At 62.8% G+C, this 20,768-nt stretch carries 19 protein-coding genes; 15 read left to right on the plus strand and 4 right to left on the minus strand.

From position 1 onward, the window contains the following. Positions 1-97: 97 nt before the first annotated feature. From ppsA to AC1DQR_RS23345, 3 genes are all read left to right on the plus strand, one after another. On the plus strand, positions 98-2,482 hold the full coding sequence (gene ppsA, locus AC1DQR_RS23335; protein ID WP_416048773.1) for a phosphoenolpyruvate synthase: 2,385 nt from the start codon (positions 98-100) through the stop codon (positions 2,480-2,482). A 157-nt stretch (positions 2,483-2,639) separates the two neighbouring features. Then, positions 2,640-3,065 carry an NfeD family protein gene (locus tag AC1DQR_RS23340; protein WP_416048772.1) on the plus strand — a complete coding sequence of 142 codons (426 nt, stop codon included), beginning with the start codon at positions 2,640-2,642 and terminating at the stop codon, positions 3,063-3,065. 84 nt (positions 3,066-3,149) lie between these two features. Continuing rightward, positions 3,150-4,082, plus strand: coding sequence for an SPFH domain-containing protein (locus tag AC1DQR_RS23345; RefSeq protein ID WP_183031201.1), 933 nt, complete (start codon positions 3,150-3,152; stop codon positions 4,080-4,082). A gap of 75 nt (positions 4,083-4,157) precedes the next feature. Here AC1DQR_RS23345 and smpB read toward each other — a convergent pair whose 3' ends face one another. Next, entirely contained in the window at positions 4,158-4,610 is a 453-nt protein-coding gene (gene smpB / locus AC1DQR_RS23350) for an SsrA-binding protein SmpB (protein WP_006164727.1), read from the minus strand. A 239-nt stretch (positions 4,611-4,849) separates the two neighbouring features. Here smpB and AC1DQR_RS23355 point away from each other — a divergent pair, with 239 nt between their 5' ends. Beyond that, on the plus strand, positions 4,850-5,287 hold the full coding sequence (locus tag AC1DQR_RS23355) for a type II toxin-antitoxin system RatA family toxin (RefSeq protein ID WP_150983478.1): 438 nt from the start codon (positions 4,850-4,852) through the stop codon (positions 5,285-5,287). Continuing rightward, a complete protein-coding gene (locus tag AC1DQR_RS23360; protein ID WP_416048771.1) occupies positions 5,280-5,627 on the plus strand; it encodes an RnfH family protein in 348 nt (115 codons plus the stop codon). Before AC1DQR_RS23355 ends, AC1DQR_RS23360 begins: the two co-directional genes overlap by 8 nt. A 29-nt stretch (positions 5,628-5,656) precedes the next feature. On the opposite strand, the gene AC1DQR_RS23365 is transcribed toward AC1DQR_RS23360, so the two are convergent. Continuing rightward, positions 5,657-6,238 carry a DUF4124 domain-containing protein gene (locus AC1DQR_RS23365; protein WP_416048770.1) on the minus strand — a complete coding sequence of 194 codons (582 nt, stop codon included), beginning with the start codon at positions 6,236-6,238 and terminating at the stop codon, positions 5,657-5,659. Positions 6,239-6,331: 93 nt separating this feature from the next. Continuing rightward, positions 6,332-7,300 carry a DMT family transporter gene (locus AC1DQR_RS23370; protein ID WP_416048769.1) on the minus strand — a complete coding sequence of 323 codons (969 nt, stop codon included), beginning with the start codon at positions 7,298-7,300 and terminating at the stop codon, positions 6,332-6,334. A gap of 123 nt (positions 7,301-7,423) precedes the next feature. On the opposite strand from AC1DQR_RS23370, the gene guaB reads away from it, so the two are divergent. The 5 genes from guaB to AC1DQR_RS23395 all read left to right on the plus strand — a co-directional run bounded on the left by guaB (position 7,424) and on the right by AC1DQR_RS23395 (position 14,631). After that, positions 7,424-8,887, plus strand: a complete 1,464-nt coding sequence (gene guaB / locus AC1DQR_RS23375; RefSeq protein ID WP_006163509.1) for an IMP dehydrogenase — start codon at positions 7,424-7,426, stop codon at positions 8,885-8,887. A gap of 139 nt (positions 8,888-9,026) precedes the next feature. After that, on the plus strand, positions 9,027-9,620 hold the full coding sequence (locus tag AC1DQR_RS23380) for a hypothetical protein (RefSeq protein ID WP_477133879.1): 594 nt from the start codon (positions 9,027-9,029) through the stop codon (positions 9,618-9,620). Then, the gene (gene guaA, locus AC1DQR_RS23385; protein ID WP_043346901.1) at positions 9,595-11,214 is read left to right on the plus strand and encodes a glutamine-hydrolyzing GMP synthase; all 1,620 of its coding nucleotides are present in this window, start codon (positions 9,595-9,597) and stop codon (positions 11,212-11,214) included. The genes AC1DQR_RS23380 and guaA overlap by 26 nt, the downstream gene beginning before the upstream one ends. 345 nt (positions 11,215-11,559) lie before the next feature. After that, positions 11,560-13,764, plus strand: coding sequence for an OsmC domain/YcaO domain-containing protein (locus tag AC1DQR_RS23390; protein ID WP_477133899.1), 2,205 nt, complete (start codon positions 11,560-11,562; stop codon positions 13,762-13,764). A 186-nt stretch (positions 13,765-13,950) separates the two neighbouring features. Further along, positions 13,951-14,631 carry an SMI1/KNR4 family protein gene (locus AC1DQR_RS23395; protein ID WP_477133880.1) on the plus strand — a complete coding sequence of 227 codons (681 nt, stop codon included), beginning with the start codon at positions 13,951-13,953 and terminating at the stop codon, positions 14,629-14,631. Between the two features lie 241 nt (positions 14,632-14,872). On the opposite strand, the gene AC1DQR_RS23400 is transcribed toward AC1DQR_RS23395, so the two are convergent. Beyond that, entirely contained in the window at positions 14,873-15,886 is a 1,014-nt protein-coding gene (locus AC1DQR_RS23400; protein ID WP_477133881.1) for an AraC family transcriptional regulator, read from the minus strand. Positions 15,887-16,309: 423 nt separating this feature from the next. Between AC1DQR_RS23400 and andAc the strand changes: the two genes are divergently transcribed. The 5 genes from andAc (at position 16,310) to AC1DQR_RS23425 (ending at position 20,706) form a co-directional block, all read left to right on the plus strand. Beyond that, entirely contained in the window at positions 16,310-17,587 is a 1,278-nt protein-coding gene (gene andAc / locus AC1DQR_RS23405; protein WP_477133882.1) for an anthranilate 1,2-dioxygenase large subunit AndAc, read from the plus strand. 1 nt (position 17,588) lies between these two features. Continuing rightward, positions 17,589-18,065 (plus strand): anthranilate 1,2-dioxygenase small subunit AndAd, encoded by a 477-nt coding sequence (gene andAd, locus AC1DQR_RS23410; RefSeq protein ID WP_267602965.1) that lies wholly within the window; start codon positions 17,589-17,591, stop codon positions 18,063-18,065. Between the two features lie 11 nt (positions 18,066-18,076). Continuing rightward, positions 18,077-18,409 carry an anthranilate 1,2-dioxygenase ferredoxin subunit AndAb gene (gene andAb, locus AC1DQR_RS23415; protein ID WP_416048763.1) on the plus strand — a complete coding sequence of 111 codons (333 nt, stop codon included), beginning with the start codon at positions 18,077-18,079 and terminating at the stop codon, positions 18,407-18,409. Between the two features lie 14 nt (positions 18,410-18,423). Next, positions 18,424-19,647: an NAD(P)/FAD-dependent oxidoreductase gene (locus tag AC1DQR_RS23420; RefSeq protein ID WP_416048762.1), complete on the plus strand. Its 1,224-nt coding sequence runs from the start codon at positions 18,424-18,426 to the stop codon at positions 19,645-19,647. Positions 19,648-19,788: 141 nt separating this feature from the next. Then, positions 19,789-20,706: a dioxygenase family protein gene (locus AC1DQR_RS23425; protein ID WP_416048761.1), complete on the plus strand. Its 918-nt coding sequence runs from the start codon at positions 19,789-19,791 to the stop codon at positions 20,704-20,706. Positions 20,707-20,768 lie beyond the last annotated feature (62 nt).

Raw genomic sequence — 20,768 nt, forward strand, 5'->3', positions numbered from 1 at the left:
CGCTGGGGCTGTTTAGCCAAGCGATCCGTCCGGTAGCAGAACTCCAACAATATTCCGGGCGTCAGCAACAGGTTTCTTACTTTGTTTTGAGGCTTTTATGAACAACCCGGCAATTGACGGCGCATACCTGCTGCCGTTCGAGCAGTTGCGCAAGGAAGATGTGGAAACCGTGGGCGGCAAGAATTCGTCGCTCGGCGAGATGATCTCGCAGCTGGCCGAGGCTGGCGTGCGTGTGCCCGGCGGCTTTGCCACCACTTCGCTGGCTTTCCGCGACTTCCTCGCCCACAGCAACCTGACCCAACGCATTTCCGATCGCCTGAAGGCCCTCAACGTCGATGACGTCAAGGCCCTGGCCGAAGCTGGTGCCGAGATCCGCAACTGGGTCATCGAAGCGCCGTTCCAGCCCCGCCTGGAAAAGGAAATCCGCGAGTTCTACGCGCGTGCCGAAGAGCGCGAAGGCGCCGAGGCTTCGTTCGCCGTGCGTTCGTCGGCGACCGCCGAAGACCTGCCGGATGCATCGTTCGCCGGCCAGCAGGAGTCGTACCTCAACGTCAGCGGCATTGACGATGTGCTGGACAAGATCCGCCACGTGTTCGCCTCGCTGTACAACGACCGCGCCATTTCCTATCGCGTGCACAAGGGCTTCGCGCACGACATCGTCGCSCTGTCCGCTGGCGTGCAGCGCATGGTGCGCTCGGATGTGGGCGCCGCAGGCGTGATGTTCACCATCGACACCGAATCCGGCTTCCCCGATGTCGTCTTCATCACCTCCAGCTATGGCCTGGGCGAAACAGTGGTGCAGGGCGCGGTCAACCCGGACGAGTTCTACGTCTTCAAGCCCACGCTGCAAGCGGGCAAGTACCCGATCATCCGCCGCTCGATCGGCTCCAAGCTGATCAAGATGGAATTCACCGCGCCGGGCGAAGCCGGCCGCGTCAAGACCGTCGACGTGCCCATCGAACTGCGCAACCGCTACTCCATCACCGACGCCGATGTGTCGGAGCTGGCCAAGTACGCGATGATCATCGAGAAGCACTACGGCCGCCCGATGGACATCGAGTGGGGCAAGGACGGCCGCGACGGCAAGATCTACATCCTGCAGGCCCGCCCGGAAACGGTGAAGAGCCAGTCCGCCGGCAAGGCAGAGCAGCGCTTCAAGCTCAAGGGCACCGCGCCCGTGCTCACCAGCGGCCGCGCCATTGGCCAGAAGATCGGCACCGGCCGCGTCCGTGTGATCAATGACCCGTCCGAAATGGAACGCGTGCAGCCCGGCGACGTGCTGGTTGCCGACATGACCGATCCCAACTGGGAACCGGTGATGAAGCGAGCCGCCGCCATCGTGACCAACCGCGGCGGCCGTACCTGCCACGCGGCCATCATTGCGCGCGAGCTGGGCGTGCCCGCCGTGGTCGGCTGCGGCGACGCCACCGACCTGCTCAAGGACGGCACGCTGGTGACGGTGTCGTGCGCCGAGGGCGATGAAGGCCGCATCTACGATGGCCTGTTGGAAACCGAGGTTACCGAAGTGCAGCGCGGCGAAATGCCGGACATCGACGTCAAGATCATGATGAACGTCGGCAACCCGCAACTGGCTTTCGACTTCTGCCAGATCCCGAACCAGGGTGTTGGCCTGGCCCGCCTCGAGTTCATCATCAACAACAATATCGGCGTCCACCCGAAGGCCATCCTCGACTACCCGCAAGTCGATGCCGACCTGAAGAAGGCCGTGGAAAGCGTGGCCCGCGGCCATGCCAGCCCGCGCGCGTTCTACGTGGACAAGCTGGCCGAAGGCATCGCCACCATCGGCGCGGCGTTCTACCCCAAGCCGGTCATCGTGCGCCTGTCGGATTTCAAGTCCAACGAGTACAAGAAGCTGATCGGCGGTTCGCGCTACGAGCCGGACGAAGAAAACCCCATGCTGGGTTTCCGTGGCGCCTCGCGCTACATCTCCGAAGACTTTGCCGAAGCCTTCGAGATGGAATGCAAGGCCATGAAGCGCGTGCGCGACGACATGGGCCTGACCAACGTCGAGATCATGGTGCCGTTCGTGCGCACGCTCGGCCAGGCCGAGAAGGTCATCGAGCTGCTGGCCAAGCACGGCCTGAAGCGCGGCGAAAACGGCCTGCGCGTCATCATGATGTGCGAAGTGCCGTCCAACGCCATCCTGGCTGAAGAGTTCCTGCAGTACTTCGATGGCTTCTCGATCGGCTCGAACGACCTGACCCAGCTCACGCTGGGCCTGGACCGCGACTCCGGCATGGAGCTGCTGGCCAAGGACTTCGACGAACGCGACCCGGCCGTCAAGTTCATGCTGTCGCGCGCTATCTCTACCGCGCTGCGCCTGGACAAGTACGTTGGCATTTGCGGCCAGGGCCCCTCGGACCACCCGGACTTTGCGCTGTGGCTGGCCAAGGAAGGCATCAAGTCGATCTCGCTGAATCCGGATTCGGTGGTCGATACCTGGAAGCAACTGGCTTCCTGAGGCATTTGACGTCACAATAGCGGTACACCGGCCCTGCGCCAGGTGTTCCGAACCCCCGCAGGCGCCCTGGCGCTGCGGGGGTTTTTTGTTTTGGCCGTGGCCAGGACAAACGTAGGTAAGCAGGTAGGCAAGTAAGCAGTTAAGCAAGGAGGCAAAGATGGCGCCGTACTACATCTGGTTTGCGCTGGCCGCGGTGCTGGTGATCGCGGAACTGGGCCTCGGCACCTTGTATTTGCTGATGGTGGCGCTTGGCGCCGCGGTGGGTGGCCTGGGTGCGCTGGCCGGGCTTGGCGCAGCCGCCCAGACCCTGCTGGCGGCGCTGGTGGCGCTAGCCGGCTTTGTCGCGCTGCGGCGCTCCCGCTATGGACGCGTGAGGCGCGATGCGGCGGAGCGCGATCCCAACGTCAACCCGGACATCGGCCAGGAGCTCGAGGTGCCGGCCTGGGGCGACGCGGGGCGGGCACGCGTGCGTTACCGCGGCACCGACTGGGATGTGGAACTCCAGGCGGCCGGCCCGGCAGCGCCTGGGCGTTTTCGCATCGTCGAGGTGCGCGGCAACACGCTCTTCGTCAGCCCGCGATAGCGCAAGGTAGGGCGAGGCAGGGCGCGGCCTCGGTTTTCCCCGTTTTTTGCAGTTCGCTTTTCTCAATCCCGTCACGGAGGTCCCATGTTCGAATTCTTCGGCAGCCTGCTGCCCCTGCTGATCCTGGTCGCCGTCATCGTGCTGGTGGCGCAAAGCTTCAAGATCGTGCCGCAGCAACATGCCTGGGTGCTGGAGCGCCTCGGCAAGTACCGCGCCACGCTGACGCCGGGGCTGACTGTCGTGCTGCCCTTCATCGATCGCGTGGCCTACAAGCATGTCCTGAAGGAAATCCCGCTCGATGTGCCGAGCCAGATCTGCATCACCAAGGACAACACGCAATTGCAGGTGGACGGCGTGCTGTATTTCCAGGTAACCGACCCGATGAAGGCATCCTACGGGTCCAGCAATTTCGTGGTGGCTATCACCCAGTTGTCGCAGACCACGCTGCGCTCGGTGATCGGCAAGCTGGAGCTGGACAAGACCTTCGAAGAGCGCGAGTACATCAACCACAGCGTGGTCAATGCGCTGGACGAGGCCGCGGCGAGCTGGGGCGTGAAGGTGCTGCGCTACGAGATCAAGGATCTCACGCCACCCAAGGAAATCCTGCATGCGATGCAGGCGCAGATTACCGCCGAGCGTGAAAAGCGCGCGCTGATCGCCGCATCGGAAGGCAAGCGCCAGGAGCAGATCAACCTGGCCACGGGCGCGCGCGAGGCCGCCATCCAGAAGTCCGAAGGCGAGCGGCAGGCGGCCATCAACCGGGCGCAGGGCGAGGCCTCGGCGATCCTGGCGGTGGCGGAGGCCAACGCGCAGGCCATCGAGAAGATCGGGCATGCCATCCGCACGGACGGCGGCATGGAGGCGGTGAACCTGAAGGTGGCGGAGGAGTACGTGAGCGCTTTCGGCAATCTGGCCAAGCAGGGCAACACGCTGATCGTGCCGGGCAACCTTGGCGACATGAGCACCATGATTGCGTCGGCGCTGCAGATCGTCAAAGGCCAGCAGAAGGGGGCTTGAAGCGAGGGGGCTTGAAGGAGAGGGCTTGCACAGAGCAGGCAGTCATGCGGCGTGCCGCCGGGCTGCCTTGGTCTTTTACTCCTTGCCCGCACCCTTCATGATGCGTGCCTTCTCCCGCTGCCAGTCGCGGTCCTTCTCGGTTTCGCGCTTATCGAACATCTTCTTGCCCTTGGCCAGGCCGATCTCGCATTTGACGCGTCCGCGCGTGTAGTGCAGGTTGAGCGGCACGATCGTGAAGCCGCGCTGCTCCACCTTGCCAATCAGGCGCTTGATTTCTTCTGCCTTGAGCAGCAGCTTGCGGGTGCGCACCGCGTCGGGCGAGATGTGGGTGGAGGCGCTGTTCAGCGCGCTGATATGGGCGCCGATCAGGAACAGCTCGGCGTCGCGAATGACCACGTAGCCTTCCTTGATCTGCACGCGTCCCGCGCGGATCGCCTTGACTTCCCAGCCCTCGAGCACGATCCCCGCCTCATATCGCTCTTCGATGAAGTAGTCGAAAAAGGCTTTCTTGTTGTCTGCGATGGTCATGCGGTCCGGATAGTGGAAATGGAGATAAGTAAAACAAACACCAAAAAACGTAGGGGAAAGACGCTGCAGGGCCGTGCAAGGCCATCAGGCCGCGGTTTGGGCGCTATCGTGCGCGTCCGGGGTGCCGTCGGCGCGCGCGTGGGCTAAAATCGGGATTCTAGCAAACCGGCCCGCTCCGGTGGATTCCGCAGTGCGTCATGGCGCTGGCGGCGCCTGCGCGGGCCATGATTCCCCACTACATGGCAGACGTCCATAAATCCGTGCTGCTCGGCCATTCCGCCGAGCAGATGTACAACCTGGTCACGCAAGTCGAGGACTATCCCAAGTTCCTCCCCTGGTGCGGTGGCGTGGAGGTGTTCGAGCAGACCGAGACGATGCTCGACGCAAAGATCTACATCCACTTCAACGGCATCAAGCAGTATTTCCACACCCGCAATACGCAGGAGCGGCCCACGAAGATCGATATGGTGTTCGAGGACGGCCCCTTCAAGACCTTCAGCGGTTCCTGGCGCTTCACGCCGTTGCGCGAGGATGCCTGCAAGATCGAATTCCACCTGCATTACGAGTTTTCCAGCTTCCTGCTGGAGAAAATCATCGGGCCGGTGTTCAGCATGATCGCCAATACGTTTGTCGATGCGTTCGTCAAGCGTGCCGAAATGGTCTACGGCAATGGCTGAGCACGACGCCGGCACCGCGGCCCTGGTGCGCATCTCGGTTTGCTATGCCCGTCCTGGCGACGCCTTCCTGAAGGAGGTCGAGGTGCCCTCCGGCACCAGCATTGTCGCCGCGATCGCCGCCTCGGGCCTGCTGCAGGCTTGTCCTGAGGTGGATCCCGCCACCATGCGGGTCGGCATCTTCAGCAAGCTCAAGACGCCGGATACCCTGGTGCGGGCCGGCGACCGCGTCGAGGTCTATCGCCCGCTGGTGGCCGATCCCCAGTCGGCCCGCAACCGGCGCGTGCAAAAGACCCGCAAGGGCGGCACGCGCGAAGGGCAGAAATGGCTGCGTGGCGGCTGACAGGCTCCGGCGCGGAGTTGTGCAGGCGCTCAGGTGCAGTTTTGCTCGAGCGTGGCGTTGACGCGCATCAATTCGGCCTGCCGCTCATCATCGTTCAGTTGCCGCGGCGAGCCGTCTGGCGCTGACACGGCAATGCGGCGGTTCTGCTGCAGGGACGTCGCATAGTTGCGCGATTGCGCGCAGCGCACCTGGCGCTCCTGCGCGGCCAGGTCCTTGGCGGCCTGGTCCGCTTCGGCCTTCGCCTGCGCGGCACGGCGTTTCTCGAAGGCTTCCTCGGCACTTGCCACGGACTCTTTTTTCACGTTGCCATTGCCCTTTGTACCCGGCTCCGGCGCAGCCTGGGTGGCGGCGGCAACGCCTGCAGGGCTGGCTCCAGCGGCTGGCGAGCCGCCCGGCGGCTCGACCGGGCGCAAGCTTCCGGCAAAGCGTCCGGGTGCCTTGATCACGCTGGCAGCAGGCACCGAGGGCGGCGGCGGCACGTCGCTGTAGACCATGCGGCCGCTGCCGTCGCGCCACTGCCATTGCGAATCCGCCTGGGCGGTGGCTGCCTGGCACAGGCAGGCGAGGGCGGCCAGCGTGGCGAGCTTGATGTGCGCGGTCGATCGTTTCATGGCTTAGCGTGTTGGGGCAGCAGGGCGCGCAGGGCTGTAACCCCGCTGTGCGAGTGACTCGCGCGCCCTTGGCTGCCGGGATTGGCCGCTAGTTTAGGCAGACTTGTCGACAGCGTGCAAGCGAACCGACCAGGCCACGCCAATCATGAGCAACGCGATGGCCGCGATCTCCAGCGGGCGCGGCAGGCGATGGTCGAAGACAAAGCCGTACGCCAGCGCGAACAGCGTCTCGAAAACGATCATTTGCCCCGAGAGCGTAAGCGGCAGGCGCCGGCTGGAGATATTCCAGAGGTTGTTGCCGATCAGTGACGCACCAAGCGCCACGGCCGCGTTGACCATCCAGAACCACTGCCAGTCGCGGCCGCCGCCGGCCGCATCCAGGCTGTCGCCGGCGACCAGCCAGCCCAGCAGTGCCAGCAGCGCAAGCACCACCGACACGACGCCGGTGGAGATGCCATACAGCGCGGACCATTCATTGCCGCTGTACTGCGGATTGCGCTGCAGGTAGCGTGCGTTGTCGACCGCATAAAGCGTCCAGCACACCAGCGCGCCGGCCGCGCACATCACGCCGGCCAGCCGTTGCCAGACCGTGCGCACCGCCTCGCCCGCGGCGGCGCCGTGCGCATGTCCGCCGCCGGCGAACAGGTCGATATTGATGCAGGCGATGCCGGCGGCCACCACCAGCAGCGGCCAGATCAGGCGCGACAGCGGCACGGCGCCATGGTCGCGCCGGCCCATGATGGTGACGGAGATGGGCAGGATGCCGATGATCAGCGAGGTGGGGCCCACGCCGGCCAGCTGCACGCCGAACGCCAGCAGCACGTAGTACAGCAGGTTGCCGGTGAAGGCCTGGCGCAGCAGCGCAAGGCAGTCCGCGCGCGTGAGCTTGCGCGCAATGCGCTTCATCAGCGGCAGCGCGGCGATGAAGGCGACCAGCCCATAGGCCAGGTAGCGGCCGATCGCGAGTTCCCAGGGGGAGAAGACGGGCAGCAGCTTGGGGGCGATAAACACCATGCCCCAGAAGGCGCCGGCCAGCAGGCCGCACAGTACGCCAATACCCATTGTGGCTTGCCTATCCCTGAAAAAAAGACAAAGAGCATAGCAGACTTGAACAAGGGCACTCGCAGGCGCGTCAAGAAACGTGCCATTCCTGTATAATTCGGTTTTACGCCTAGAGGAATTGCTATGCGTCTTGTCCAGAAAGCACTCACATTCGATGACGTGCTCCTCGTGCCGGCCTATTCGTCGGTACTGCCCCGGGATGTTTCGCTCCGTACCCGCCTGACCCGTTCGATCGAATTGAACATTCCGCTGGTATCCGCCGCCATGGATACCGTCACGGAAGCCCGCCTGGCAATTGCCATGGCGCAGGCCGGTGGTATCGGCATCGTCCACAAGAACCTGAAGCCGGCCGACCAGGCCCGGGAAGTGGCGCGCGTGAAGCGCTACGAATCCGGCGTGCTGCGTGACCCGATCACCATTCCCCCCGACATGAAGATCCGTGATGTGATTGCATTATCACATCAATACGGCATCTCCGGTTTCCCGGTGGTGGAAGGCAAGACCGTGGTCGGCATCATCACCAACCGCGACCTGCGTTTCGAGGAAGAACTGGACGCGCCCGCGCGCGCCAAGATGACGCCGCGCGAAAAGCTCGTCACGGTGGGCGAAGACGCATCGCTGGAAGACGCCAAGCGCTTGATGAACCGCCACCGCCTCGAGCGCGTGCTGGTGGTCAACAAGGACTTCGAGCTCAACGGCCTGATCACAGTCAAGGACATCCAGAAGGCAGTGGAACATCCGCTGGCCAGCAAGGATGACCGCGGCCAGTTGCGGGTCGGCGCCGCAGTCGGCGTGGGCCCTGACAACGACGAACGCGTGGACCTGCTGGTCAAGGCCGGCGTGGACGTGATCGTGGTCGATACCGCCCACGGCCACAGCCAGGGCGTGCTGGACCGCGTGCGCTGGGTCAAGCAGAACTACCCGCAAGTGCAGGTGATCGGCGGCAACATCGCCACCGGTGCTGCCGCGCGCGCGCTGGTCGATCATGGCGCCGACGGCGTCAAGGTCGGCATCGGCCCGGGCTCGATCTGCACCACCCGTATCGTTGCTGGCGTGGGCGTGCCGCAGATCACTGCGGTCTCCAATGTGGCCGAAGCCCTCAAGGGCACCGGCGTGCCGCTGGTGGCCGACGGCGGCATCCGCTACTCGGGCGACATCGCCAAGGCACTGGCTGCCGGCGCGCATGTGGTCATGATGGGCGGCATGTTCTCCGGTACCGAAGAGGCCCCGGGTGAAGTGTTCCTGTACCAGGGTCGTTCCTTCAAGAGCTACCGCGGCATGGGTTCGGTCGGCGCGATGAAGGACGGCGCGGCAGATCGCTACTTCCAGGAAGACAACACCGCCAACGTCGACAAGCTGGTCCCCGAAGGCATTGAAGGCCGCGTGGCCTACAAGGGCTCGGTCACCGCCATCATCCACCAGATGTGCGGCGGCGTGCGTGCCTCCATGGGTTACTGCGGCAGCAGCTCGATCGCCGACTGGCACGAGACGTCCGAGTTCGTGCAGATCACCGCCGCGGGCATGCGCGAGTCGCATGTGCACGACGTGCAGATCACCAAGGAAGCGCCGAACTACTACATCGACTAAGTCGAGTCAGTGAGTCGACCAGGCAGGTCTTTATGAACTGGCGGCTGTGCGGGACCTGGATGTCCCGCCAGCCGCGCGCCGGCTGCGCCGCCCGGCGCCGCCCGCAAGCCAGGCACTGCGCCTGGCCGGAGGAGTTCTCATGAAAGTATTGCTGCGTGCCGTGCTGTTCCTGGACGCGTTGCTGAATCTGCTGCTCGGCATCGTCATGCTGCTGTCGCCTTTCACGACCCTTTATAGCGCGCTGCAACTGCCGCAGCCGCAGCCCGCGATGTACGGGCAGTTGCTCGGCGTGGCCCTGGTCGGCCTGGCCTTGCTGCTGTGGCAGGCAACCGTCAACGGGCAGCTTACGGTGGCGGTGGCGCGAACAGTCGGGCAGGTCAACCTCGCCAGCGCGGTGCTGATCGTGGCGTGGATGCTTATGTTCGACCTGCCGGTGCAGGGCGCCGGAAAGATCTGGCTGCCGGTGCTGGCCGCGGTCCTGGCCTTCTTCGCCGCGGTGCAGATCCCGGCCGCCAAGCGCGTGCGCGTGCGCGAACGCGAGCTGCAAAAAGAGACGCAAAACAAGGATGCCGGCACCGCCCCCGTGGCACGCCGGCCGCAATCACCCGAATACCGGCGCGAGCCGGGTGTCACGCCGCCGCCCGGCTATGGTCCGGGCACCGAAGTGATGACCGAGCCCGCACCGGACGAAACGCCATCCGCCCATCATGCACGACAAAGTCCTCATCCTTGATTTCGGCTCGCAAGTTACGCAGCTGATCGCCCGCCGCGTGCGTGAAGCGCACGTCTACTGCGAAATCCACCCGAACGACGTCACGGACGAATTCGTGCGCGAGTTCGCGCCCAAGGGCATCATCCTGTCCGGCAGCCACGCCAGCACCTACGAAGACCACCAGCTGCGCGCGCCGCAGGCCGTGTGGGACCTCGGCGTGCCGGTGCTGGGCATCTGCTACGGCATGCAGACCATGGCCGTGCAACTGGGCGGCAAGGTGGAGTGGAGCGACCATCGCGAGTTCGGCTACGCCGAGATGCGTGCGCATGGCCACACCGCGCTGCTCAAGGACCTGGAAGATTTCTCCACGCCCGAAGGCCACGGCATGCTCAAGGTCTGGATGAGCCACGGCGACAAGGTCGCCGAGCTGCCGCCGGGCTTCAAGCTGATGGCCTCCACGCCCAGCTGCCCGATCGCCGCCATGGCCGACGAAGCGCGCGGCTACTACGCCGTGCAGTTCCACCCGGAAGTCACGCATACCGCCAAGGGCCGCGACATCCTGGAGCGCTTCGTGCTGAAGATCGCGGGCGCCAAGCCTGACTGGGTCATGCATGACCACATCACCGAAGCCGTCGCCAAGATCCGAGAACAGGTCGGCGACGAAGAAGTGATCCTCGGTCTGTCCGGCGGCGTCGATTCCTCGGTGGCGGCAGCCCTGATCCACCGCGCCATCGGCGACCAGCTCACCTGCGTGTTCGTGGACCACGGCTTGCTGCGCCTGAACGAAGGCAAGATGGTGATGGACATGTTCGCCGGCCGCCTGCACGCCAAGGTCATCGCCATCGACGCGTCCGAGCAGTTCCTCGGCCACCTGGCCGGCGTGACCGATCCCGAGCAAAAGCGCAAGATCATCGGCCGCGAGTTCGTCGAAGTGTTCCAGGCCGAAGCCAAGAAGCTGACCAACGCGAAGTGGCTGGCCCAAGGCACGATCTACCCCGACGTGGTGGAATCCGGCGGTACCAAGACCAAGAAGGCCACTACCATCAAGAGCCACCACAATGTGGGCGGCTTGCCGGAAACGCTGGGCCTGAAGCTGCTAGAACCGCTGCGCGACCTGTTCAAGGACGAAGTCCGCGAACTCGGCGTGGCGCTCGGCCTGCCGCCGGAGATGGTCTACCGCCACCCGTTCCCCGGCCCGGGCCTGGGCGTGCGTATCCTGGGCGAAGTCAAGCGTGACTACGCCGAGCTGCTGCGCCGCGCCGACGCGATCTTCATCGAAGAGCTGCGTGGCACGGTTGCTACCGAGCAGGATGCCGCTGCGGGCATGTGCGAGCCTTCGCAAGTGGGCAAGAGCTGGTACGACCTGACCAGCCAGGCCTTYGCSGTGTTCYTGCCGGTCAAGTCSGTYGGCGTGATGGGCGACGGCCGCACCTATGACTACGTAGTCGCGCTGCGCGCGGTGCAGACCACCGACTTCATGACGGCGCACTGGGCGCATTTGCCGTACGCGCTGCTGGGCCGCTGCTCGAACCGCATCATCAATGAGGTTCGGGGGCTGAATCGCGTGGTGTATGACGTGTCGGGCAAACCGCCGGCGACAATCGAGTGGGAGTGAAATTCCCGTTGGGAAACATGATTCGCTAGTTGATTGACTATTAAAGCCCTGTTTTTACGGGGCTTTATATTTCGGATTGTCGCCTGGTAATTCCCGCATTCTGGAGAGTGTTGGAGGAACTCGTGGCGATTCAGTTTGGTACAACGGCACTTGGCGCTGCCGTGGATGTCGCCATGGCACATGGAAGCTCCCTGGTTCCAGCCATGTCCTGCGCCATGGCGTTCGCCTGAAAAATTATCCGTATGCGGCAGCGTTTGCGAAAGCTTCGATGCATTGCACGGCACCAGCGTGGCGGCGGATAGTAGTGGCTACGTCATTTTGTGCACCATTTTCAGAATTCCCCCCATGGAAATTAAAGTCAACTTTCTCGATAAGCTACGTCTTGAAGCCAAGTTCGATGACTTCACCGTAGTGGCCGACCAGCCTATCCGTTATAAGGGCGACGGCTCGGCGCCTGGTCCTTTCGATTATTTTCTGGCCTCATCGGCCTTGTGTGCCGCTTACTTTGTGAAGTTGTACTGCGTAACCCGCAATATTCCTACCGAAAATATCCGCCTGTCGCAGAACAATATTGTTGATCCGGAAAACCGTTACCAACAGATTTTCAAGATTCAGGTTGAGTTGCCGGCGGATATCTCGGAGGCAGACCGTCGAGGTATTTTGCGCTCGATCGAGCGCTGTACGGTGAAAAAAGTGGTGCAAGCCGGCCCCGAGTTTGTCATCGAAGAAGTAGAGAACCTGGATGCCGATGCTCAGTCGTTGCTGATGTTGAAGCCGGCATCTGACGCCAGCACCTATATTGCGGGCAAGGATCTGCCGTTGGAGCAAACCATCGCCAATATGTCGGGCATTTTGGCGGATCTGGGCATGAAGATTGAAATCGCTTCGTGGCGCAATATCGTTCCCAATGTGTGGTCGCTGCATATCCGCGATGCGCACTCGCCGATGTGTTTTACCAATGGCAAGGGTGCGACCAAAGAAAGCGCACTGGCGTCGGCGTTGGGAGAGTTTATCGAGCGCCTGAATTGCAACCATTTCTATGGCGGTACGTTTTGGGGCGAAGACATCGCCAATGCGGCGTTTGTTCATTACCCGAACGAGCGCTGGTTCAAGCCTGGCCCTGAAGATGCGCTGCCGGCTGAAATTCTGGATGCGTACTGCCTGGAAATTTATAATCCCGATGGCGAGTTGTATGGCTCGCATCTGTACGATACTAACTCCGGCAATGTGCAGCGCGGTATCTGTTCGCTGCCGTATGTGCGGCAGTCGGACGGCGAAGTGGTGTATTTTCCGTCCAACCTGGTCGAAAACCTATTCGTCAGCAATGGCATGAGTGCCGGTAATACGCTGGCTGAAGCGCAGGTGCAATGCCTGTCCGAAATTTTCGAACGAGCGGTAAAGCGCGAAATTCTGGAAGGTGAAATCGCATTGCCTGATGTGCCGCACGAAGTGCTGGCGAAATACCCAGGCATTCTGGCCGGGATTCAGGGGTTGGAAGAGCAGGGCTTTCCAGTGCTGGTAAAGGACGCGTCGCTGGGTGGGACCTATCCGGTGATGTGCGTCACCTTGATGAACCCGCGGACTGGCGGTGTCTTTGCCTCGTTCGGCGCGCACCCAAGCTTCGAGGTGGCGCTGGAACGGAGTCTGACGGAATTGCTGCAGGGGCGCAGTTTTGAGGGCCTGAACGATTTGCCTCAGCCCACCTTTGTCAGTAACGCCGTGACTGAATCAAATAACTTTGTTGAGCACTTCATTGATTCCAGCGGTGTGGTGTCGTGGCGCTTTTTCAGCGCCAAAGCGAACTTCGACTTTGTTGAGTGGGATTTTTCTGGCCAGGGTGAAAACTCCAATGCCGAGGAAGCCGCCACGTTGTTCGGCATTCTCGAAGACATGGGCAAAGAGGTATACATGGCGGTGTATGACCAGTTGGGCGCCGTGGCTTGCCGGATTTTAGTGCCCGGTTATTCGGAAGTTTACCCGGTAGAGGATTTGATCTGGGATAACACAAACAAGGCGCTGTTGTTCCGCGCCGATATTCTGAACGTGCATCGCCTGGACGATGCTGGCCTGGCAGATCTGCTTGAGCGGTTGGATAACAGTGAGCTGGATGAGTACTCCGATATTGCCACTTTGATCGGCATCGAATTTGACGAGAATACGGACTGGGGGAAGCTAACAGTTCTCGAGTTGAAGCTGCTGATTCATCTCGCCTTGCAGCAATTTGAGGAGGCGCAAGAGCTGGTGGGCGCCTTCCTGCAATACAACGACAATACGGTCGAGCGTGGATTGTTTTACCAGGCCTTGAATGTGGTGCTGGAGGTGCTGCTCGACGATGACCTGGAACTAGACGACTACGCGGTCAACTTCCGTCGGATGTTTGGCAACGCTCGGATGGACGCGGTAATGGGGTCAGTGGACGGCAGCGTGCGCTTCTTCGGGTTAACGCCAACAAGTATGAAACTGGAGGGCCTCGATAGGCACCACCGCCTGATCGACAGTTACAAAAAACTGCATAAGGCGCGGGCCAATGCGGCGGCTACAGCCAGGTAGGACTTGAGTCATGGCTGTAAACGCTAGGTCAATCATTTTTGTTCCCGGCGGCCTCAAATCTGAAGTGCAACACCTTGCAATAAGAGGTAGTCAGTGAACTAAGCCCGCGATTCCGCGGGCTTAGTTACGTCTGGGCGCATCCAGAAATCTGGCATCGACCGGCAGCATCCCACGGAGAGAACACGGATGGATACTTTTTCAGCACTAGCGGACGCCAGCGGCATCACCTTGCCAGCTATGCTGAGGCAATTGATCGACACAGGGCGCACCGGCTACGGCGCCGACATCGAGGTCTGGCGCACCGACTGGAAGGCCAGTACGCTGGCAGCGCAGCCGGTGCTTTCCTGCGTCTACGATCTGGAGTGGATCGACGCGAAGCAGGCCGGCGAGTCCATCGCCAAATGGCTCAATCCGGCCTTCCAGCACGGCAGGCGTTTCCTGCCGTTCGCGCAGACCGGGGCGGGCGACGCCTACTGCTTGACGCCGCTAGCCAACGGCGACGTCGGCGTGGCGCTGGTCTGGCACGACCGCGGCACAAGCCGGATCGAAGCCGTTTCATTCGCGGCCTTCGTCTATGAGGCCCTGGTGTGCAGCGCCGCGGACTTCTCGCATCTGCTCGACGACGATTACAGCCCCGCCGAGGCGGTGCAGTGCGTGGCGGCGAACATCGAAGCCTTGCGGGGGTATCTGCCCGAGGCGATGCGGGCCGGACTTGCGCGCGTGCTTGCCGACGCCTTGCCGGGACCCGATGATGAGGCGGCGAAGATGATCAGCGACGAGACCACGCAGGCAGTGCTGGCTTTGCTGCCGGAGGTGGAAGACGAGGCGTTTGCGGTGGTGGCGCGGTGGGAGTGCGGGAAGCGGTGAGGTGGTCGCACTGCGCATCTGGACGTTTTACGTCGCAAGCTCACTCCAGAGCAGGTCTTGTCGCTCACTGGACAGTCGATCGGCAGAGGCCGGATGCCCACTCCCAACCGGATCTCAGGCGATTGCTTCAGGAACTCAGGGATATGGGGATATGGGGGTATGGGGGTATGGGGGTATGGCGCGAAGTGACGTTGTTCAGGTCGATATCAATCCGATCATCGTTTGACGTCTTGTTCTTATCCTAGTCGCGACGCTTCTGAGTGTCGCTCGGCAGTTCATTGAAGCGGGCCGCGTAGTAGGCTGCGAAACGACCTAGATGCCCGAACCCATACGCCAGCGCGGTCTCGGTGATGCTGGCGCCGGGATCGAGTAGCAATCGCGTGCGCACGGCGTCCAGGCGCGCGTTGCGCAACAACGCCATCGGTGCGATGCCGGTGTAGCGATGGCATAGGGTATTCAGCGTGCGGCAACTCACTCTGGCAACGCTGGCCAGATCCTCAAGCGAAACCGGCGCGCAGAGGTGGGACTCGATGTATGCGATGACGGCGTCCATCTGGCGGCTACCCCGGCTCGCGTGGGCATCGACTGTCTCGCTTGACAGCATGGTGTGGTCGCGAGAGGCGGTCAGCGGCGCAACTTCCGCCGGCTGGTGCAGCAGGAGGAACAACGCCAGGTGCCGTTCAAAGTGCGCTACCCATTTGGCATGCGCGGCTGCGTCGCCGGCGGGCGGGAGCAGGTTCAGCATCGAATGCGCGAGCAGTTCCCAGTGCGTTTCGAACGCTCGCGGCAGCAGGACGCCCGGCACCAGGTCAATGCGTTCGTCTTCTTCGCATGTCATGGCCTCGCGCAGCAGGCTGTGCGGAACCCGCACGATCATCTGCTGGTTACCTGGGCTCCAGCGCAGGCGAATGCGTTCCTTCGGTGCGAGCACCGCAGTGCGTCCTTGCGCAACCCAGAGGCGATGCCCATCGCATTCGATCTCGGCGCCGCCGTGCAGGGAGGTATGGACCAATACAAAATCATCGAACGGGCGTGCCGAGACCTCGACCTCGGCGCCGTAGCGTAGCGCGTAGGTTTTCAGGCGGTAGAGTTCGCCCTTGAACATCGCGGCATCCGGCGCGCCAGGTTTCCAGCGCAGGACATGGTCTGCAAGTTCGTGGGCGACCTGCTCGTGCGCCTCGACGTGCATATCCGAGCGGAAGAGTGGATTCCTGTACAAGGCCGACAGGGCGGGGGTCCGCGGCGAGAGTGGCATCTTTTGTCCCCATTCTGACTTTACGGCAGTTTCCATGCGATGCATAAGACGCTAGCGCCGCAGCGCTGCCTTGTCGCATTCGCTGCATCGCCAAGTGGCGTACGCGAGGACCGCAGCGCCCTTTATCCTGGAACCGCTACATAAGACCCAGATTGATTGACTAGGGGTCGATCGCCCCTCTTATGCGGCTTATCTTGCCACAGCGTCCGCGGCAGAAGTAGTGCCCGTGCGAGGCCGCGACGCAGCTTTGCCGGAATCGGATGGACACCGGCAGCATCGCTGCCGTTTTCGGATAGTCCCGCCGCGAATCGCAAGAAGCGGACTTGCCCGCGCCACAAGTTCACCATTTCCGGATAGTCCGCGGCAGGGCGGATTTCTACACTGTCTCCATCCGATAACACGCATAACTTCACGGAGACAGTGATGTCAGATTCTCCACAGATCGCGGGGAGCGCTGCTAGCCGGCAGGTGTTCTTCCCCCAGACGGACGGCTCTTGCGTCCCCTACAGCGTCTTCAGCTCACAGGAGGTCTACGACCGGGAGCAGGAACGCATCTATCGCGGGCCGTACTGGAGCTTCGTGGCTCTGGCCTGCGAGATTCCTGCTCTCAATGACTTCAAGAGTACCTTTGTCGGCGATACACCGGTGGTGGTAACGCGCATTGCCAACGGGTTCGCTTGCTGGGTCAATCGCTGCGCGCATCGCGGCGCCATGGTCTGTCGCGAGAAATATGGGAATGCGCAATCGCATACCTGCGTTTATCACCAGTGGAACTACTCGTGCGAGGGCGACCTGCAAGGGGTGCCGTTCCGCCGCGGCCAGAAGCAAGGCGCGGTCACGCTCGTCGGCATGGCTAAGGCCTTCGACCCCAAGGCACACGGCCTGCAGAAGCTGCGCGTCGAAGAGTACAAGGGCCTGCTCTTCGCCACCTTCAGCGACGAGACGCCGCCACTGGCCGAATACCTGGGCGCCGAGATGCGTCCCTGGGTGGATCGCGTCTTCCACAAGCCCATCGTGTACCTGGGTTGCACGCGCCAGTATTCAAAGTCGAACTGGAAGCTCTATCTGGAGAACGTGAAGGATCCGTATCACGCGAGCCTGCTGCATCTCTTCCACACCACGTTCAACATTTTCCGTGTCGGCATGAGCGCGCGCTCCATTCCGGATGCAACGCACGGCCTGCACAGCCTGATCACGGTGACCAAGCCGAAGATCGACACCAATACCGCGGCGGCGTATACCGACCAGAAGATTCGCTCCATGCAGGACGGCTTCGCGCTTGAGGACCCCTACGTGTTGGGGCAGATCTCGGAGTTCGAAGAAGACTGCACCAACCATATCCAGCCGCTCTTCCCGCAACTGGTCATCCAGCAGATCCACAACACGCTGGTTGCACGCCAGTTGTTGCCGAAGGGCCCGAGCAACTTCGAGCTGGTGTTTCACTTCTTCGGCTACGAGGACGACACCCCGGAGCTGCGCGAGCTGCGCCTTCTGCAAGCCAACCTCGTCGGGCCGGCGGGCTTTATCTCGATGGAGGATACCGAGGCCACCGAACTGGTGCAGCGTGGCACCGTCCGGGATGGCGACAAGACTTCCTATATGGGCATGGGCTTGGATGTGCCCGAGCAGACCAACAGCAATATCACCGAAAACCTGATTCGCCGCTTCTGGGCGGGATATCAGCGGGCGATGGGGTACTGAGATGGAAAAGAACCTGCAGATCTGGTGGGAGCTGAGCGAGCTGCAAAGCCGCTACGTTCACGCGATCGACAACAACCTGCTCGAGGCTTGGCCGGGCTTCTTCACGGAAGATGGCACGTACACGATCATCTCGCGCGAGAACGCCGACCGCGGCCTGCCGGCGCCGGTGATCCACTGCCGCAACCAGATGATGATGCGAGACCGCATCGTTGCGCTGCGCCACGCAAACATCTTTGAAGCACACGCCTATCGCCACGCACTAGGCGGCCTGGTGATCGAGTCGATGAGCGACGAGGAAGTGCGCACGCTGTCGAGCTATATCGTCGTCAATACCGGTGCGGCCGGCGAGAGCGTCGTCTACCAGGCGGGCTGCTATCGCGACACCGTTGTCAAGCAGGACGGCGAGTGGCGCTACAAGGAAAAACGGGTCATCTATGACACCTCGCGTGTCCAGACCCTTCTCGCTACGCCGATCTAGGAGCGGTTCCCATGAGTACATGGCATGACGTCGGCGCGGCCGACGAATTCATCGAGGACGAGCCGCGCGCGGTCGAGGCGGCGGGCTTGCCCGTCGCGGTGTTCCGAGTGGGCGAGGAGCTCTTCGCGCTGCACGACCTGTGCACGCACGAGCGCGTGCCACTGTCGGAAGGCTTTGTCGAAGACGGTTGCGTCGAGTGCCCGCTTCATCAGGGTTTGTTCGACCTCCGTACCGGCGAAGCGCGCAAGGCGCCGTGCGTGAAGCCGGTCCAGACCTTTCCTTTGCGTGTGGCGGAAGGCCGGGTGCAGATCCAGGTCCTGCCGCAAGTCGTAGCGGCCACCTGAGCGCCTGGAGTGCCATGAATACGAACCTCACCACAATCGTCGTCATCGGTGCCGGCCAGGCCGGAAGCTGGGCGGCACGCACGCTGCGCGACGAAGGCTTCAAGGGCAGGGTCGTGCTGATCGGCGACGAGGCACATCCGCCCTACGAGCGCCCCCCGCTGTCCAAGGCGGTACTTTCGGGCGAGGCAACGCCCGAAAGCGTGCACCTGCTGAGCGCCGAAATGATGGCCACGCTATCGATCGAGTGGCTGGGCAGCACACGCGTCGCCCGGCTGGACCGCGCGGCAAAGCGGGTTACGCTTGCTGACGGGCAGTGCATTGACTACAGCAGGCTTGTGCTGTGTACCGGCGGCCGTGCCCGCGCGCTCGACGCTCCCGGTGCGAGCCTGCCAGGCGTGCATGTGTTGCGCACGATTGACGACGCCCTGCGCCTGGCGCCCGCGCTGCGCCCCGGCTCTCGCGTTGCCGTTGTTGGCGGTGGCTGGATCGGTCTGGAGGTGGCCGCTACCGCGCGTCAGCGCGGCGCGCAAGCGACAGTGATCGAGGCAATGCGCCGGCTATGCGAGCGAAGCGTACCGGCCGCGCTGTCGGAGCGGCTGCTTGACCTGCACACGGCACACGGCACCAACGTGCTGCTGGAGGCCAATGTCGCCAGCTTCGCGCGCCTGGCGGACGGCGCCCTCATGGTCAAGTTGATCGATGGCCGCGAGATCGTCTGCGACGTCGCGGTGGTGGGCATCGGCCTGCTTCCCAACGACGAGCTGGCCCGTGCGGCCGGACTGCATTGCGACGGCGGCGTGTTGGTCGACGCACAGTGCCGGACCAGCGATCCGGACGTGTTCGCTGCCGGAGACCTCGCGGTCGCGCGCAACGGCCGGGCCGGGCGCAACGTGCGGCTCGAGTCGTGGCAGAACGCTCAGGAGCAGGGGATCGCGGCGGCAAAGTCGGTGCTCGGCGTTGCCGTGCACTACGACCCTTTGCCGTGGTTCTGGTCCGACCAATACGGCCTGAACCTGCAGATCTACGGCGTGCCGTCGCCATCCCATCAAGTGGTCGTGCGCGATCTGCCAGCGGCGGGTGGCTTCATCTTCTTCTACCTGGAAGGCGAACGGGTGGTGGCCGCGCTGGGCGGCAACGCCGCCCGCGACCTGCGTTTTGCGCGCCGCCTGATCGAGAGGCGCACTCCTGTCAGTCCGGCAAGCCTGGCTGATGAAAGCGTGCCACTGGCCAAGCTTTGACAGGCATCGAGAGATAGAACGATAGAAAAACAGCGGGGAGACTATGCGGCCACGGAGCAAGGCAACGCTGCCGGCGATGATGCGATTTTCAATCTTTCTCACCCCCCTCACAAACTCTAAAATCTAAGGAGACCATGCCTCATGGCCGAGTACACCACCTCCCAACTTCTGGCGCTGGTCAATGGCAGCCAGGTCAGCGCTGGCGACGAGCGCGTGCGTGCTGTCACCGCGCGTATCGTCACCGATCTGTTCCATACCATTGAGGAATTCAAGGTCCCCCCCAATGAATTCTGGTCGGCCATGAAATGGCTGAACCGCCTGGGCGAAGCCAATATGGTCGGCCTGATCACCGCGGGCCTGGGTTTCGACCGCCTGCTGGATATCCTGGCAGAAGAAGCAGACGAGGCCGAAGCGCGCGAGAAGGGCACGCCGCGCGCCATCGAAGGGCCGCTATATGTGGCCGGCGCACCGCTGGCCATGCGCGAGGTCCGCCTGGATGAAGGCAACGAAGGAAAAGGCGAAGTGCTGGTAATGGAAGGCCGCGTGCTGGGCCTCGACGGCAAGCCAGTGCCGCACGCCAGTGTCGACGTGTGGCACTGCAACGAACTCGGACGCTACTCGCATTTCGATCCTGACCAGCCCGCCTACAACCTGCGCCGCCGGATCGAGACCGACGCCGAGGGCAATTATCGCTTCCGCAGCTTCCTGCCGCCTGGCTACGCGATTCCGCCGGGCAGCCCGGTTTCCGAGTTGTTCGACCTGCTCGGGCGGCACGGCAACCGGCCGGCTCACATTCACTTCCTGGTATCGGGTGGCGGCAAGCGCGCGTTGACCACGCAGGTCAACATCCCGGGAGACACCTTCCTGGATGACGACTTCGCCTTCGCCACCCGCGACGGCCTGGTGGTGGCGCTCACGAAGGTGGAAGGCTCGACGGAGTTTGCGTCGCTTGGCGTAACAGGCCCGTTTACGCACGTGCGTTTCGATTTTGTGCTCCAGGATGCGCTGTGCGAAGAGGAGATGATCGCCGCGAGCCGATACGATACGGCGGCGCTCTGATCGCGCGGATCGCCGAGGTAGCGCGGCGCCATCATGAGGCCGATGGCGCTGCCGCCTCCATC

Source organism: Cupriavidus sp. 05L411, from assembly GCF_056398045.1.

Excerpts from the sequence above, each read along its gene's own strand:
- AC1DQR_RS23365 (WP_416048770.1), bottom strand. The coding sequence starts at position 6,238 with ATGAAACGATCGACCGCGCACATCAAGCTCGCCACGCTGGCCGCCCTC.
- AC1DQR_RS23420 (WP_416048762.1), top strand. The coding sequence starts at position 18,424 with ATGAATACGAACCTCACCACAATCGTCGTCATCGGTGCCGGCCAGGCC.
- smpB (WP_006164727.1), bottom strand. The coding sequence starts at position 4,610 with ATGACCATCGCAGACAACAAGAAAGCCTTTTTCGACTACTTCATCGAA.
- andAb (WP_416048763.1), top strand. The coding sequence starts at position 18,077 with ATGAGTACATGGCATGACGTCGGCGCGGCCGACGAATTCATCGAGGAC.
- andAc (WP_477133882.1), top strand. The coding sequence starts at position 16,310 with ATGTCAGATTCTCCACAGATCGCGGGGAGCGCTGCTAGCCGGCAGGTG.
- AC1DQR_RS23370 (WP_416048769.1), bottom strand. The coding sequence starts at position 7,300 with ATGGGTATTGGCGTACTGTGCGGCCTGCTGGCCGGCGCCTTCTGGGGC.
- AC1DQR_RS23390 (WP_477133899.1), top strand. The coding sequence starts at position 11,560 with ATGGAAATTAAAGTCAACTTTCTCGATAAGCTACGTCTTGAAGCCAAG.
- AC1DQR_RS23360 (WP_416048771.1), top strand. The coding sequence starts at position 5,280 with ATGGCTGAGCACGACGCCGGCACCGCGGCCCTGGTGCGCATCTCGGTT.
- guaB (WP_006163509.1), top strand. The coding sequence starts at position 7,424 with ATGCGTCTTGTCCAGAAAGCACTCACATTCGATGACGTGCTCCTCGTG.
- AC1DQR_RS23340 (WP_416048772.1), top strand. The coding sequence starts at position 2,640 with ATGGCGCCGTACTACATCTGGTTTGCGCTGGCCGCGGTGCTGGTGATC.
- AC1DQR_RS23425 (WP_416048761.1), top strand. The coding sequence starts at position 19,789 with ATGGCCGAGTACACCACCTCCCAACTTCTGGCGCTGGTCAATGGCAGC.
- AC1DQR_RS23395 (WP_477133880.1), top strand. The coding sequence starts at position 13,951 with ATGGATACTTTTTCAGCACTAGCGGACGCCAGCGGCATCACCTTGCCA.
- AC1DQR_RS23345 (WP_183031201.1), top strand. The coding sequence starts at position 3,150 with ATGTTCGAATTCTTCGGCAGCCTGCTGCCCCTGCTGATCCTGGTCGCC.
- andAd (WP_267602965.1), top strand. The coding sequence starts at position 17,589 with ATGGAAAAGAACCTGCAGATCTGGTGGGAGCTGAGCGAGCTGCAAAGC.
- AC1DQR_RS23380 (WP_477133879.1), top strand. The coding sequence starts at position 9,027 with ATGAAAGTATTGCTGCGTGCCGTGCTGTTCCTGGACGCGTTGCTGAAT.
- AC1DQR_RS23355 (WP_150983478.1), top strand. The coding sequence starts at position 4,850 with ATGGCAGACGTCCATAAATCCGTGCTGCTCGGCCATTCCGCCGAGCAG.
- AC1DQR_RS23400 (WP_477133881.1), bottom strand. The coding sequence starts at position 15,886 with ATGCCACTCTCGCCGCGGACCCCCGCCCTGTCGGCCTTGTACAGGAAT.